The sequence below is a fragment of the Streptomyces sp. F63 genome, from assembly GCF_018070345.1.
In the GTDB taxonomy this organism is placed as follows: Bacteria; Actinomycetota; Actinomycetes; order Streptomycetales; family Streptomycetaceae; genus Streptomyces.
In genome coordinates, this window is sequence record NZ_JAGPXX010000007.1 from 184,073 (window position 1) to 197,724 (window position 13,652).

The window sequence follows — 13,652 nt, forward strand, 5'->3', positions numbered from 1 at the left end:
CCCGGACGGTCGTGGTCATGCGCCGGTGTCCGGGCCGGTCAGGCGGCGGTGCAGGACCGTGGCCAGCCGTGCGCCGCCGGGGCCGCCGGACTCGGCGCGGTGGAGGGTCAGCTCGGCCTCGCGTCCGCGCAGCGTCAGGGTCATCAGCTGGTTGCCGAACCACGGGCCGCCGGCCTTCCGCCAGCTCACGACCGGGCGCACGACCCGCCCGTGCCGGGCCAGGACACGCCCCAGCAGGCGGCCCGCCCGGCTCCAGCCGAAGCGGAAGCCGAGTTTGATCGCGGCCGGGACGCTGTTGTGCAGCGGGGAGCAGGTCAGCTGGAGCACCCGGGCCGACGGCCGGACCGCTCCGTCCGCCCCGGCCCCGTCCGGGCCGCCGGGCGCGTCCGTCCCGGTGCGCCGCTCCGTCCCGGCTCCGGCGGCGGCCCCGGTCGCCCGCCCGCCCCGCCCCGGCCGTCGTCCGGACGCCTCCGGCCAGTGCGGCTCGGCCACGTACGCGTGGTGTACGTCGCCGGAGAGGACGCACACCGTGGCCGGCGCCTCCGGGCCGCTGCCCGCGCGGGCGACCAGGCCGGTCAGTTCGTCGAACGAGGCCGGGAAGGCCGCCCAGTGCTCCAGGTCCGCGCCCTGCCGCACCTTCTCGCCCCAGCGCGCCCAGCGGGCGCCGCGTTCGCCGCCGCACAGGGCGGTGTTCCACTGCTCGGCGTCGTGGACGGCGGGCGGCAGCAGCCAGGGCAGCGAGGTGCCGATCAGCAGATGGTCGCGCGAGCCCGGGTCGGCCAGCGCCTGTTCGCGCAGCCAGTCGGACTCCTCCTTGCCGAGCATGGCGCGCCGCTGCTCGGGCAGGACGCGGGCGGCGCGGGTGTCGACCATGAGGAGCCGGGTCCGGCCGAAGTCGCGGCGGTAGCTCCAGCGGACGTGGGTCGGGTCGGCGTAGGCGGCGGCCGCGAACTCCCGTACGAGCGCGGTGCCGTCGGGCGCCTCCCGGACGGCGGTGAAGAGCGGGTCGGACTCCAGTTCGGCGGGGGAGAGGTTTCCCAGGTGCTGGTAGACCCAGTAGGACATCAGCCCGGACAGTACCCGCTCGCGCCACCAGCCGGTGGCCTCCATCCCCTCCAGCCACGCCTCGCTGGTGTTCCAGTCGTCGATGACGTCGTGGTCGTCGAAGATCATGCAGCTGGGGACGGTGGCCAGCAGCCTGCGCAGCTCGGGGTCGGACCAGGACTCGTCGTAGAGGCGGGTGTACTCCTCGTAGTCCGCGACCTGGTCGCCCGGCGGCTCCTCCGGGCTGCGCCGTTCCGCGATCCAGCGCCGGGTCGCCTCGGAGGTCTCGTCCGCGTACACCTGGTCGCCCAGGAGCAGCAGGACGTCGGGGCGCTCGGCCTGCGGGTCGGCGGCCAGCCGGAGGGAGAGGGTGTCCAGCGCGTCCGGGCCGAGACCGCCGGCCGCGGTGGCGGACGGCGGGGCGGCCCAGCGGCAGGAGCCGAAGGACACGCGCAGGGGCGCGCCGTCCGTGCCGCCGGTGCCGGGGCGCGGAAGGGTGCGGATGACCGGGGCCGGCTCGCCGCCGCCGGGCGGGGGCCAGACCTGGCGTCCGTCGAGCAGCACCCGGTACGGAGTGGTGCTCTCGGGGGGCAGGCCGGTGACGGTCACCAGCGCGTAGTGGTGGCCGCCGACCCGCCAGCTGCGGGCCGTGCCGCCGGGGGCGCCCGGGGACGCCGTGCCCGCCGTGCCGCCGGGGGCGGCGGCGCCCGCGCGTGGAGCGCCGCCCGTACCGGTGCCGGGCGCGCCGTCCGTATCAAGCGTCCCGCCCGTGCCGGGCGCGCCGCCCGGGCGGGCTGTACCCGGCGCGCCGCCCGCACCGGTCGCGGCGTCCGCGCCGTCCGCGCAGCGGACCTCCGCCTGGCACGGGCCGTCCGTCTCGATCCAGACGGTGGCGCTGTGCTCGTCCACGTACCGCAGAAGCGGGCCCAGCCGCAGTCCGGTCATGGTGATCGCCTCCCTCCGTCGTCCCGCAACGGTACGGAACGACGGAGGGAGGCGGGGAGCCCCGGGGCGGCGGGCGTTCCGGGCCGGCGGACGCCCCGGGCCCGGGCAGGGGCACCGGCCGTCTCAACCCCGTTTCGCCTGCGGGCCTTTGGGCGGTGTGCGGTTCAGCAGCCGTTCAGGACCCCGCTGAGTGCCGACTTCTCGGCGGAGTCGACCGACAGGTCGTAGTGGTACTTCACCTGCACCCACATGCGGGCGTACATGCAGTGGTAGCCGGAGGAGGGCGGCATCCACTCCGCCGGGTCCCTGTCGCCCTTGGACTGGTTCACGTTGTCCGTGACGGCTATCAGCTGGGCGCGGGTGAGGTCGTTGGCGAAGCCCTCCCGCTTGCTGGTGGTCCAGGAGGAGGCTCCGGAGCGCCAGGCCTCGGCGAGCGGCACCATGTGGTCGATGTCGACGTCCGAGGCGGCGGTCCACACGCCGCCGTCGTACGGAGAGCGCCAGGTGCCGCTGACCGCCGCGCAGGAACTGTTCTGCTGGACGTTCTCGCCGTCGCGCTTGAGCACGACCTCGCGGGTGTTGCAGCTGCCGCTCTGGGTGCTCCAGTGCGGGAACAGATCGCGGCTGTAGCCGCTGCTGGAACCTTCCGCCTTGACCGTCAGCTGGGAGAGATAGCTGCGGGCGGTGGAGGCGCTCGGCGGAGTGGGGGGCGCCGCCTGCGCGGAGGGCCCGCTGAGCACCACCGTGCCGAGCAGGGCGGTGAGCGCGGCGGCCAGACCGGCGCGACGCGCGTAGACCCTGCCGCGCGGGGTGGGGGCGGAGTGGGTACGGGACATGGGAACTCCCTGGGGATGGGGGGACGTTGGCCGGTGGGGAATCGGCCACAGGCTGCCGCCGCCAGATGTCCTGGGGTGGGGCGCCGGGTTACAGGTTGACGACATGAGCACGTCAGATCAAGGGCTTGACGTGTCCGTGCCCGATAACCGGACGGACGAACAGGGGCACATCCGTGCGATCGGGGCGCGGAGTTGCTCGCTCGCTCCGGATCGCTTCGGACCGTCCGGGGGTCGTTCGGGGCCCGCCTGCCCGTCCACCCGCGCCCGCGCCCGGGGCGGAGACCGGCGAGAGCATCGCTTAGGCTGTACGCGTCTGAAGGGGAGTAGCTCTTCGCCGGACCGTCGACATACTGCTCGGCCGCCTCTCGCGGCCGGGCCGGCGCCCGGAGGCAGGCGGCGCACGACGGTGCGCGGCCCGCCCAGCGAGACCTTCGGCCGCAGTGTCCAGACGCTGCCGGGCCGAAGCGACCCCTGAAACACAGCCAGGTCACCGGTCGGGCGGCTCAGTCAACCGATCGACAGAGGGAAACACCGCTGTGCTCAGCATCGGCACCATCGCACTCGTCTTCGGCGTCGTGTTCCTCGCCGAACTGCCCGACAAGACCGCGCTCGCCGGTCTCCTGCTCGGCACCCGCTACCGCGCCTCGTACGTCTTCGCGGGCGTCGCCGCCGCCTTCCTTGTCCACGTGGTGATCGCCGTCGCCGCGGGCAGTGTGCTCACGCTGCTGCCGCAGCGGATCGTGCAAGCCGTGGTGGGCGTGCTCTTCCTGGCGGGGGCGGCGGTCCTGCTCTTCAAGAAGGGCGGTGAGGAGGACGGCGGGGAGAAGAACGCCGAGCCGGCCGGCCAGAGCTTCTGGAAGGTCTCGGGCGCGGGCTTCACGCTGATCCTGGCCGCCGAGTTCGGCGATCTCACCCAGATCATGACCGCCAATCTGGCCGCCCGCTACGACGACCCGGTGTCCGTCGGCATCGGCGCGGTGCTGGCGCTGTGGGCGGTGGCCGGCATCGGCATCCTCGGCGGCCGCACCCTGATGAAGTACGTGCCACTGCGGCTGATCACCAAGATCGCGGCAACGGTCATGCTGGGGCTCGCGGCGTTCAGCCTGTACGAGGCCGCGACGGGCTGACGGCCCGCGACCCGCCGGGCCGGCCGGCGGGGAGGCGCCGGTGGCCGGTGGCCGGGAGCGGGCCGCGGGGCCGCGGGGCCGCCTCCCGGCCCGGGCGTCCGGTCAGGCCCTGAACGTCAGGACCAGCCCGGTGCCCTCGGCGGCGACCCGTACCGGCTCCAGGTGCGGCACGTGGGCGGTCGGTTCGCAGGCGGCCGCGCGGGCACCGACGCCCACCACCCGCATTCCGGCCGCACGCGCCGCCGCGATGCCCACCTTGGAGTCCTCGAAGGCCACGCAGTCCGCCGGGTCGAACCCCAGCTCGGCCGCGGCCTTGAGGAAGCCCTCCGGGTCCGGCTTGCTCGCTCCCACGCACTCGGCGGTGACGAGCACCGGCGGCGACGGCAGCCCGGCGGCCGCCATCCGGGCGTCGGCCAGGCCGCGGTCGGCGGACGTGACGAGGGCGTGCGGCAGTCCGAGAAGCGCCGCCATCAGGGCGGCGGCGCCGGGCACCGGGACGACCCCGTCCATGTCGGAGGTCTCCTGGTCGAGCATCCGGCGGTTGTCCGCGTGGTTGAGGGCCTCGGGGCGGTCGGGGAGGAGCAGCGCCATGGTGGCGTGGCCCTGCCGGCCGTGCGCGTGCCGCATGACGTGGTCGCCGTCGAGTCCCTGCTCCGCCGCCCACTGCCGCCAGCACCGCTCGACCACCGCGTCGGAGTTGACGAGAGTGCCGTCCATGTCGAGGAGTACGGCGCGGGCGGTGAGAGGCGCGGCGGGGGTGGCCGTCATGGGCTGCTCCTGGGCGCGGGGCGCGGGGCGCGGGGCGCGTGACGAGGGAACGCGGGGAACAAGGCGGCTCCGCCCGCCGGTCAGGGAATGCGGGCGGAACCACTTTGTTCCTCAACCATACAAAATAGTGAGCGGGGACGCCAGCCTTCCCGGGAACGGGATGGGAATTCCGGCGGAGGACGCCGCCGGCCGTCGCGGTGCTCGCGGCCGTGCTCGCGGCCGGGGACGTGGAGTGCTCCGGGTGCGCGGGTGCGCGGGCGCCTCCGCCGGGCGCGGGGCCGCCGAGTGGATGGGATCGGCTGCGGGGGCATGGTCCGTCCCCGGCCGTGGCGCGCGGGGGGAGTGACCCGCCCGGCGCGCGGTCCGGCCGGGGACGGCGGGGGACGGCCGGGGGCGGGGCGCGGGGCCTGCGCGGTGTTGCGACGTGCGTCCGGCGTGCGGGTGTGGCACCTCGTGGCAGCGCCCGGACCACCGGGTGGCCGGCGGGCGGCGGGACCCTGCCCCGTTCTCCGGCCGAGTCCGGCCGGTGCGCGTGCTGGGACCGAAGGGTCACCGGCTCGCGGCGTCCGGCACGGCACGGCGCGGTCCCGGCCTCCGGCCGGGCCCCGTGCCGCGTTGCCGCATCGCCCGCGTACGTCCAGTACGGGGGCGGCCCCCCGCCTTGCGGTGCACCGCGCCGGACGCCGCGGGCTTCCCGGCGGCGCTTCCCGGTCACAGCACGAGCGGCAAGGCATGCAGAGGCGTGCCGGACGCCCTGGATGCGCCGGGTGTGCGGGGGTGGCGCCCGGGCCGGCGGGCGGGTGCGCCGCCGCCGGCTACAGCTGGGTGCGGCTCTCCAGCGAGCTGCGGGTCGCGGGGCCGTAGACGCCCTGCGGGTCGCCCTCGACCCCGTACATGTTCTGGTAGCGGCTGACCGCCCGCGCCTCGTTCCCGCTGTACCGGCCGTCCTCGTCCACCTTCAGCGACCGGCCGAGCTGGTTCAGCCGCCGCTGCATCTCCAGGACCTCGGGCCCGGACATCCCGCTGCTCAGGACCGGCGCCGTCTCCGGCCGCTCCTCGTCCAGGGTTTCGGCGCCCTGCTCCGCCGTCCGGCCGGCTTCCGGGGAGCCGGAGGCCGAGGACCTTCCGGCGGACGGGCTCCCGGACCGTGACCGGCTCGGCCCGGCCGTGGGTCCGGTGGCCGAGGCCGAGGCCGAGGGCCGCCCGCTGCCCAGCCAGGCGTCGCCGGTGGGCAGAACGGCGGTGGGCGCCCGGGGGTTCTCGTCCGGCAGCGCGCGGTCGCTCTCCTCCGTGTCCGTCAGGCCGGCGGCCAGCACGCCGGCGCAGACGGCGGTGACGGCCACTGCCGCCGCCGCCACGGCCGCCCCGCGGCGGCGGCGCTCCCGGAGCTCCCGGCGTTCCGCCCGCCGGTCCGCCCGTGGATGTCCCGTGCTGTGCGGATCCCGGGCCCCGTGCCCGGCGGGTTCGGGGGGTTCGACGGGTTCGGGGGGGCCGGGGGTTCCGAAGAGGCCCAGGTCCTCCTCGCGGGGGCCGGCGACCGGGGCCTCCGGCATCGTCACCCGCGAAGCCGCTGGGGAGGCCGGCCGGCGGGGTGGTGTGATGCCGTCGCCGGTGCCGGGTGTCTCCGAGGTGTCCGGGAGCGCCGCGCCGGGCGCGGCGTCGTCGGAAGGGGGGTGCTCTCCATGCGCTCCGGGGGACGCCCTCCAAGGGTGCGCGTCCGGGGCCGGGACCGTGTCCGCGTCCGGGGCCGTGTCCGCGTCGGGGGCCGTGGCCACGTGGGCGCCGGCGTCCGCGTACCCCGGATCGCCCGTGTGTGCAGGGCCGGCCGCGGGGAACCCGGCGCCGTCGTCCTCCGGCCCGCTCCGGCCGTCCTCGCCGTCCCGGTCGGCCCCGGCGAACGGGATGCGGGGCAGCGGGGCCGTGTCCCCGGCCGTGGGCGCCGTCCGTCCCGCGCAGTCGCAGCGGAGGCCGCCGTCCGTGGTCCGCTCCAGCCCGCAGACCGGGCAGAGATGTGCCGTCACCTGGTGGATCCCCTCATCGCAGTGTGAGCGATTATGCAGACAACGACGCGAGGCGGAACGGACAGGTCCCCAACAGCGCGCCGGCCGGGGGGAGTCACAACCCGGCAAAACCGGCACGGGGGGACGACTGGGGCGGCCCGAGAGTCTCCCACCGGGCGCCGGGCCGTGGTCACGCCTGCGGACGGTGTCGCGTGGCCGCGGCCACGGCCACGGCTGCGGCCGGGGCCTGCTGTCCGGCCCGGCCCGGCCCGGCCCGGCCCCCGGCTCACGCGGAGACGGGACGACGGGGACCCGGAGCCCGGCGAAGGCGGCGCCGGGGCGGGCCGGGTGCCCCTCGCACGCCCCGCCACCACGGCAGGGGGCCCGTTCCCGGGACCCGCGCGTCCGGGCACCGGGCTCCGGCGATTCCCGGGGCCGCTCTTTCGCGCGTTGCCGGGCCGGCCCGCGTACGTCCACCACCCGGGCGGCCCACGGCCGGGGACGCGCGGCCCCGGGCACCGCGGCCCGGTCCGGAGGGCATGGCCGGACAGGACCCTAGGGCTCCTCGGTCCGGCCCTCCAGGGAGCGGCGGGTCGCCGGGCCGTAGACGCCGCTCGGGTCTCCCTCGACGCCGTTCCAGCGCTGGTAGTTGGCGATCGCCCGCTCGTCCTGATCGTCGTACGTGCCGTCCTCGTCCACCGAGGTGAACAGCCCCACCTGGTTGAGCCGCTGCTGCATCTCCAGGACCTCGGGCCCCGACATCCCCTTCCGCAGGACCGGCGGGTCCCCCTGCCCGGAGCCGGATCCGGACCCGTCGCCCGGCTCGCCGGGGGCGTCGGAGACGGAGCCCGACGCCCGCGTGGGCTCCGGGGTGCCGCCGTCCGGTGCCGGTGACCCCGCCGATGCGGAACGGCTCGCGCTCGGGGACGGGGCCGCGGCGGAGGCCGACGGGGAACCACCGGAGGCCGACACCGATGCGGAGGGGGAGGGGACGCCGCTCGGCGAAGGGCCCACGCCGTCCGTGGGGCGCACGGCCGTGGGCACGGCGCTGTTCTCGTTCGGCGCCGCGCGGTCCTCCTCGCCGCCCCCCAGCAGCCCGGTGCCGAAGACCCCGGCGGAGACCGCGATCACCACCGCGGCCGCGCCGGCGATCACGGCCGTACGGCGGCGGCGCCCGCGCCGGTCCGGCCCCGGGCGGCCGGAGCCCTCCGGGATGCCGGCCGCGGAGGTGTCCTCGTGGAAGAGCCCCAGGTCCTCGGCGCGGGGGCGGGAGTCCGGGCCGTCCGCCGCGGCGACGGCGGAGGTGACGGGGGAGAGGGGGCGGGTGGCGTCCGGGACGCCGTCCTCCCCGGACGGTGCGCCGGTGCCGCCGCCGGACTCGGAGGCCGCGGCGGGCGCGGGCGCGGGTCCGGACTCCGGGGTGGCAGGGCCGGAAGCGGAAGGCGGGGTGGACGCCGCAGCGGAGTGGTCGGGGCCGGGAGGGCCGCCGGCGGTCCGGTCCGGGGAGCGGACGGGACCGGAGTCCGGGGCGGGAGCCGGTTCCGGGGCCGCCGCGGGGTGCGGGGCGGCGGAGACGCCCGGGGAGGGGCCGCCGGCCCACCGCGGGGCGGAGCCGTCCGCGTCCGGCGGACCGCCGGGCTCCGCGGCCGGGGGCCGCTCCGGCATGGGCGCGGCGGCCGGTTCGCGCAGTTCCACGTACGGCCGGATGCGCAGCGGGTCGAAGTCCTCGGCGGCAGCGGTCTCCCGGGCCGCGCACGCGCAGCCGGGTCTGCCGTTCTTCTGCCGTCCCGCCCCGCAGTCCGGGCAGACGTATGCCGTCACGGTGGGTCCCCTCCCTCGCAGTGGGAGCGATTATGCAGACAGTTGTGCGACGAGCACAGGCTGGGCTCCGCCGACGGGCCCGCCCGGCGGGCCATAACGCGGCAAAACCGCCAGGATGGGACGGGTAGCCGCGTACAGCGGCCGCCGGACCGCGCGGGCAACGGCGGCGGCCGCGGCCCGAACCGAGGAGGCGTCCATGGCCGAGGACGCGACCCCGCCGCCCGCGGAGGGTCCGGGGCCGCCCGCCGGCCCCGGCGGGTCCCGGGAACCGCGTGCCCCCGGGACGCCGGTGCCCGGCCCCTCCGGCGGAACCGGGCCGGGCACCCCCGGGGCCGTCCGGACGGCCGGTCCCGCCGCCCCGGGGCCGCCCCCTACCCCCGCACGCGCGCCGCGCCCGGGAGAGGACCTGCCCCGGCGCACCGTGCGCCTGGCGATCGGGGCGCTGCTGTTCGGCATGCTGCTCGCCGCCCTCGACCAGACGATCGTCGCCACGGCCCTGCCCGTGATCGTCAGCGAACTCGGCGGTCTCGACCACCTCTCGTGGGTCGTCACCGCCTATCTGCTCGCGGCCACGGCCGCCACCCCGCTCTGGGGCAAACTCGGCGACCAGTACGGCCGGAAGAAACTGTTCCTGCTCGCCATCGGCATCTTCCTGCTGGGCTCCGCGCTCTGCGGGGCCGCCCGGGACATGCCGCAGCTGATCGTCTTCCGCGCGCTCCAGGGACTGGGCGGCGGCGGGCTGATGGTGCTGTCGATGGCGATCAGCGGCGATATCGTCCCGCCCCGCGAACGCGGCCGCTACCAGGGCCTGTTCGGGGCGGTCTTCGGTGCGGCCAGTGTGCTGGGGCCGCTGCTCGGCGGCCTCTTCACGGAACAGCTCAGCTGGCGCTGGGTGTTCTACGTCAACCTCCCGATCGGGCTGGTCGCGCTGTTCGTCATCGCCGCCGTGCTGCACATCCCGGCGCGTCCCGTCCGGCACACCATCGACTATCCCGGCATCCTCCTGATCGCCGGTGTCGCGGCCGTGCTGGTCCTGCTCTCCTCCCTCGGCGGGACCGTCTGGCCCTGGGCCTCGTGGCGGATCGCCGGGCTGGCCCTGGCCGGCGCCGTCCTCCTGGCCGCCTTCACGGCCGTGGAACGGCGGGCCGTCGAACCGGTGCTGCCGCTGCAGCTGTTCCGGATCCGCACCTTCACCCTGGGATCGGTCATCGGTTTCGTCGTCGGCTTCGCCATGTTCGGGACGATGATCTACCTCCCGACCTTCCTGCAGGTCGTCCGGGGGCTGAGCCCGACACTGTCCGGGGTCCGCATGCTCTGGATGGTGGCCGGGCTGCTGATCGCCTCCACCGTCTCCGGGCAGCTCGCCAGCCGCACCGGGCACTGGAAGGTCTTCCCCGTCGCGGGCTGCGCGGTCACCACCCTCGGGCTGCTGCTCCTGCACCGGCTCGACCGGTTCAGCCCCGGCTGGGAGATCAGCGCCGTCTTCACCGTCTTCGGCCTCGGCCTCGGCCTCGTCCTGCAGATCGTGGTGCTCGCCGTGCAGAACGCCGTCGCCTACGAGGACCTGGGCGCCGCCACCTCCGGGATCACCTTCTTCCGCTCCATCGGCGCCTCCTTCGGGGTCGCCGTCTTCGGCACCGTCTTCACCGGCCGGCTGGGTGACAAGCTCAGCGCCGCGCTCGCCGGCGAGCGGCTGCCCCCCGGAGCCGGGCCCGCCGACCTGGCCTCCGATCCGCGCACCATCGACCGGCTCCCGGAGCGGCTGCGTCCCGAGGTCCTGGACGCCTACTCCGCGTCGATCACCGATGTGTTCCTCTACGCGGCGCCGGTCACCCTGGGGGCGCTCGTCCTGGCGGTCCTGCTCAAGGAGGAACCGCTGCGCGGCTCCGTCACCACCCCCGACATGAGCGAGACCTATGCGAGCAATCCCGTCGAGCGCTCCTCCCGCGAGGAGGTGGCCCGCGCACTGACCGCTCTCGGCGTCCGCGAGGGACGCCACGACCTCTACGAGGACATCACCGCCCGGGCCGGCTACAGCCTCGACCCCGCCGCGAGCTGGCTGCTGCTCCGCCTCCGCCGCGACTGCGGGGCCGACCCGGCGGTCCTCGCCGGGCACGGCACCCTTCCGCTGGGCGTGCTGACCTCGGCCGTCCGGCAGATCGAGGGCCGCGGCCTGGCGGTACGGGACGGGCCCCCGCTGCGGCTGACCGCGCGGGGGCGGACGGTCGCCGACCGGCTCGCCGCGGCCCGCGAGGAGCATCTGGCGGCGCTGCTCGGCGACTGGTGGGGGCCGGACCGGCCGCGGGACCTGGTGGAGCTGGTCCGGGAACTGAGCGGCGAGCTGTGCGGCTCGGACGGGGAGTGGCCGTACCGCGGCGGTGGGGTGCCGCACGGCGGCGGCCGCCGGAACGGGCCGGGGAACGGCCGCCGGAACGGACGGAACGGGCACGGGAACGGACGGAACGGGCACGGCGGCCGGCCGGGGCCCGGCGCCCGGCGCCGCGCGGGCGCCGGGGCACGGGGACACCCGGGCTGACGGCGGTGTCAGCCGAGGTGCTTGGCGAACCAGTGGTCGGCGTACGGGTCCGCGTTGTGGGCGGGCACTTCCGCGTAGCCGTGCTTGGCGTACAGTGCCCGCGCCTCGACGAGATCGTGGCGGGTGTCGAGCACGATGCGCTCCGCCCCCAGCTCCCGGGCCGCCGTCTCCACCGCCGCGAGCAGGGCACCGCCGCCGCCCCTGCCCCGCACCTCCGGGCGGACGTAGAGCCGGGTGAGCTCGGCCGTGCCCGGCCGCAGGAGGCGCAGCCCGCCGCAGCCGGCCGGCTCGCCGCCGAGGCGGGCGACGAGGAAGACGCCCGTGGGCGCGGTGAGGTCGTCGCTGTGGTGCACGGCCAGCCCGTCGTCGATCTCGGCCTCCGTCATGGCGCGCCCGTGGTACCGGCCGGCGACCTCGGCGTAGTAGGCCCGCAACAGCCGCCGGGCGACGGGCGATCCGACGGGTTCGGGGGAGGCGGTCCAGGTGGCGGTGGGGTGGGCGCCGGTTCGGGTCATGTGCGCATTCTGTGACGGCCGCCGGGCCCGGGGCAGCTCAATTTCCGTGCGCCGCGGCCGGTTTGGCGGCGTTTGCGGTCCGTGGCCGGGGCAACACGCGGTGATGAAAGCCTCGCACGAGGGGAGCTCAGCGAAAGGCACGACATGTCCACAGGCGTGATCATCATCCTGGCCGTGGCGGCTCTCGTCATCGTCGCGCTCGTGCTCGCCCCGCGTGTCATGCAGAGTGGCGGCGGCGGTCTGAAGCGCCGTTTCGGTCCCGAGTACGACCGCACCGTGGCCCAGCACGACGGCGACCGGAAGGCCGCGGAACGGGAACTGTCCGAGCGGCTGCGGCGCCACGGCGATCTGCGGACGCGCCCGCTGAGCGCGGAGGCGCGGGAGCAGTACGTGGCCCGCTGGGCCGGTGTGCAGGAGCAGTTCGTGGACTCGCCCGCGCAGGCCGTCGACGCCGCGGACCGGCTGCTGGGCGAACTCGTCCGCGAACGCGGTTTCCCGGCCGGAGCGCACGACGAGCAGGTCGCGGCCCTGTCGGTGCACCACAGCCACCACGTCGACGGCTACCGGCACGTGCACGCCGTCGCCGCCAGGGCCCGCGACGGCCGGGCGGAGACCGAGGAACTGCGCGAGGCCGTGGTCCACGCCCGCGCGCTCTTCGAGGAACTCGTCACCGCGCACCCGCAGGACAACGTGCGGCACCGGGCCGGTGACCGCGGTGCCGAGCGGCACGGCACGCGCACCCCGGCCGCCGGTGCCGCCAGGCAGCGGCTCGCCGAGCGCCTGCACGGCCCCTGGGCCGCCCGGCACCACACCGGAACGACGAAGGGCGGTGCGTGATGGTGCAGTTCGGCAGGAACCGGCACGAGAACGAGCACGGTCAGGACGACGGCCACCGGAGGGGACCGGAATCCCGCCCGGACCCGGCAGCGGAGAGCCGCCCCGGGGAGACCCGGACGGGCCGGCCGGCGGCAGCGGACGACGGCGGGGCCACTACCGGCCAGGACTTCCCCGCCGCCGGGTCCGCCCCCGGAACCCCCGGAACCCCCGGAACCCCCGGAACCCCCGGAACCCCCGGAACCCCCGGAACTCCCGGAACCCCCGCAGCCACTGCGGGCCCCGAGGACCCCACGCCGCGTTCGGCCCCCGCGGGCCCGGGCGGCCCGGGCGGCCCGGGCGGCCCGGGCGGCCCGGGTGGCCCGGCGGCCCCCGCCACCCCGCCCGACCCGGCCGGCACGGCGACCACGGCGGCCCCCGCCACCTCGGCACCGGCCCCGTACAACCCGCCGGACCCGGGCGGCGGCAGCGCTCGGATCGACCCGGCCACCGGCCTTCCGGCCCGCCCGTACACCGGTCCCGGGGACAGCCCCGGGGACTTCGCGCAGCACGGCCGCCCGGCTCACCACGACGGTGCGGCGCACAGCGATCCCGCGGCGCGCAACGGGCTTTCGGCGGACGGCCTTTCGGCGGACGGCCGTCCGGCACACGGCGAGGACGCGGCGTACGACGCCGGGACGGCGTCGCGCCGGGCGGGCACCGCTCTCCGGTCCGCGGCCGCTCCCCTGCTGCCGCAGCACGCGTGCGACCGGCTCTCGGAGCGGCTCCAGCACACGGTGACGGGCTTCGTCGACAGCCCCCGGGATGCGGTCCGCGAAGCCGACGCCCTGTTCGAGGAGGCCGCGGAGAGCCTGGCCGAGGCACTCGACGAGCAGCGCCGCACGCTGCGCGCCGCGTGGGAGCGGACCGGCGGTCAGGGTGACGGCGGCGGAACGGGCGGGGACGGGGCGGCCCACGCCGGCACCGAGGAGCTGCGCACGGCCCTGCGCGACTACCGCGATCTGATGGAGCGCCTGCTGCGCGTCTGAACCGCCGCCTTCGGACCGTCCGTTGGGGAGCAGCGCGGTACGGCCCGGTGAGGCCCCGGAAGCCACGGCTTCCGGGGCCTCTTCGCTGTGCGCCCGCGTCATCCCGGGTGGCGGGCGCGCGGCGAGGGACGTTCCGGCGCGGCGGAGGGGTGCGCGCCGGTGGTGCGCGGGAGCCCCCGCGGTGGTGCGAAAGAGCGC

10 protein-coding genes are annotated in these 13,652 nt (G+C 76.7%); 4 read left to right on the forward strand and 6 right to left on the reverse strand.

The features are described from left to right. Positions 1-15 precede the first annotated feature (15 nt). Both KBZ10_RS10670 and KBZ10_RS10675 read right to left on the reverse strand, forming a co-directional pair. Positions 16-1,989: an alkaline phosphatase D family protein gene (locus KBZ10_RS10670; protein WP_247702132.1), complete on the reverse strand. Its 1,974-nt coding sequence runs from the start codon at positions 1,987-1,989 to the stop codon at positions 16-18. Between the two features lie 164 nt (positions 1,990-2,153). Continuing rightward, complete coding sequence (locus tag KBZ10_RS10675; protein ID WP_210987291.1) at positions 2,154-2,825, reverse strand: HNH endonuclease family protein; 672 nt, start codon at positions 2,823-2,825, stop codon at positions 2,154-2,156. 536 nt (positions 2,826-3,361) lie between these two features. Between KBZ10_RS10675 and KBZ10_RS10680 the strand changes: the two genes are divergently transcribed. Beyond that, positions 3,362-3,952 (forward strand): TMEM165/GDT1 family protein, encoded by a 591-nt coding sequence (locus KBZ10_RS10680; RefSeq protein WP_210987292.1) that lies wholly within the window; start codon positions 3,362-3,364, stop codon positions 3,950-3,952. 102 nt (positions 3,953-4,054) lie between these two features. On the opposite strand, the gene KBZ10_RS10685 is transcribed toward KBZ10_RS10680, so the two are convergent. The 3 genes from KBZ10_RS10685 to KBZ10_RS30280 all read right to left on the reverse strand — a co-directional run bounded on the left by KBZ10_RS10685 (position 4,055) and on the right by KBZ10_RS30280 (position 8,541). Beyond that, a complete protein-coding gene (locus tag KBZ10_RS10685; RefSeq protein ID WP_210987293.1) occupies positions 4,055-4,720 on the reverse strand; it encodes an HAD-IA family hydrolase in 666 nt (221 codons plus the stop codon). An 815-nt stretch (positions 4,721-5,535) separates the two neighbouring features. Beyond that, on the reverse strand, positions 5,536-6,741 hold the full coding sequence (locus KBZ10_RS30275; RefSeq protein WP_210987294.1) for a peptidoglycan-binding protein: 1,206 nt from the start codon (positions 6,739-6,741) through the stop codon (positions 5,536-5,538). Between the two features lie 534 nt (positions 6,742-7,275). Beyond that, positions 7,276-8,541 carry a peptidoglycan-binding protein gene (locus tag KBZ10_RS30280; RefSeq protein ID WP_210987295.1) on the reverse strand — a complete coding sequence of 422 codons (1,266 nt, stop codon included), beginning with the start codon at positions 8,539-8,541 and terminating at the stop codon, positions 7,276-7,278. A 196-nt stretch (positions 8,542-8,737) separates the two neighbouring features. Between KBZ10_RS30280 and KBZ10_RS10700 the strand changes: the two genes are divergently transcribed. Beyond that, the gene (locus tag KBZ10_RS10700) at positions 8,738-11,077 is read left to right on the forward strand and encodes an MFS transporter (RefSeq protein WP_210987296.1); all 2,340 of its coding nucleotides are present in this window, start codon (positions 8,738-8,740) and stop codon (positions 11,075-11,077) included. A gap of 8 nt (positions 11,078-11,085) precedes the next feature. Here the strand turns inward: KBZ10_RS10700 and KBZ10_RS10705 are convergent, their stop codons facing one another. Continuing rightward, positions 11,086-11,592: a GNAT family N-acetyltransferase gene (locus tag KBZ10_RS10705; RefSeq protein WP_210987297.1), complete on the reverse strand. Its 507-nt coding sequence runs from the start codon at positions 11,590-11,592 to the stop codon at positions 11,086-11,088. A 144-nt stretch (positions 11,593-11,736) separates the two neighbouring features. Here KBZ10_RS10705 and KBZ10_RS10710 point away from each other — a divergent pair, with 144 nt between their 5' ends. Both KBZ10_RS10710 and KBZ10_RS10715 read left to right on the forward strand, forming a co-directional pair. Continuing rightward, entirely contained in the window at positions 11,737-12,429 is a 693-nt protein-coding gene (locus tag KBZ10_RS10710; RefSeq protein WP_210987298.1) for a preprotein translocase subunit SecG, read from the forward strand. Then, positions 12,429-13,454 (forward strand): hypothetical protein, encoded by a 1,026-nt coding sequence (locus KBZ10_RS10715; protein ID WP_210987299.1) that lies wholly within the window; start codon positions 12,429-12,431, stop codon positions 13,452-13,454. The genes KBZ10_RS10710 and KBZ10_RS10715 overlap by 1 nt, the downstream gene beginning before the upstream one ends. Positions 13,455-13,652: the final 198 nt, after the last annotated feature.

Excerpts from the sequence above, each read along its gene's own strand:
- KBZ10_RS10685 (WP_210987293.1), bottom strand. The coding sequence starts at position 4,720 with ATGACGGCCACCCCCGCCGCGCCTCTCACCGCCCGCGCCGTACTCCTC.
- KBZ10_RS10710 (WP_210987298.1), top strand. The coding sequence starts at position 11,737 with ATGTCCACAGGCGTGATCATCATCCTGGCCGTGGCGGCTCTCGTCATC.
- KBZ10_RS10700 (WP_210987296.1), top strand. The coding sequence starts at position 8,738 with ATGGCCGAGGACGCGACCCCGCCGCCCGCGGAGGGTCCGGGGCCGCCC.
- KBZ10_RS10715 (WP_210987299.1), top strand. The coding sequence starts at position 12,429 with ATGGTGCAGTTCGGCAGGAACCGGCACGAGAACGAGCACGGTCAGGAC.
- KBZ10_RS10705 (WP_210987297.1), bottom strand. The coding sequence starts at position 11,592 with ATGACCCGAACCGGCGCCCACCCCACCGCCACCTGGACCGCCTCCCCC.
- KBZ10_RS10675 (WP_210987291.1), bottom strand. The coding sequence starts at position 2,825 with ATGTCCCGTACCCACTCCGCCCCCACCCCGCGCGGCAGGGTCTACGCG.
- KBZ10_RS10670 (WP_247702132.1), bottom strand. The coding sequence starts at position 1,989 with ATGACCGGACTGCGGCTGGGCCCGCTTCTGCGGTACGTGGACGAGCAC.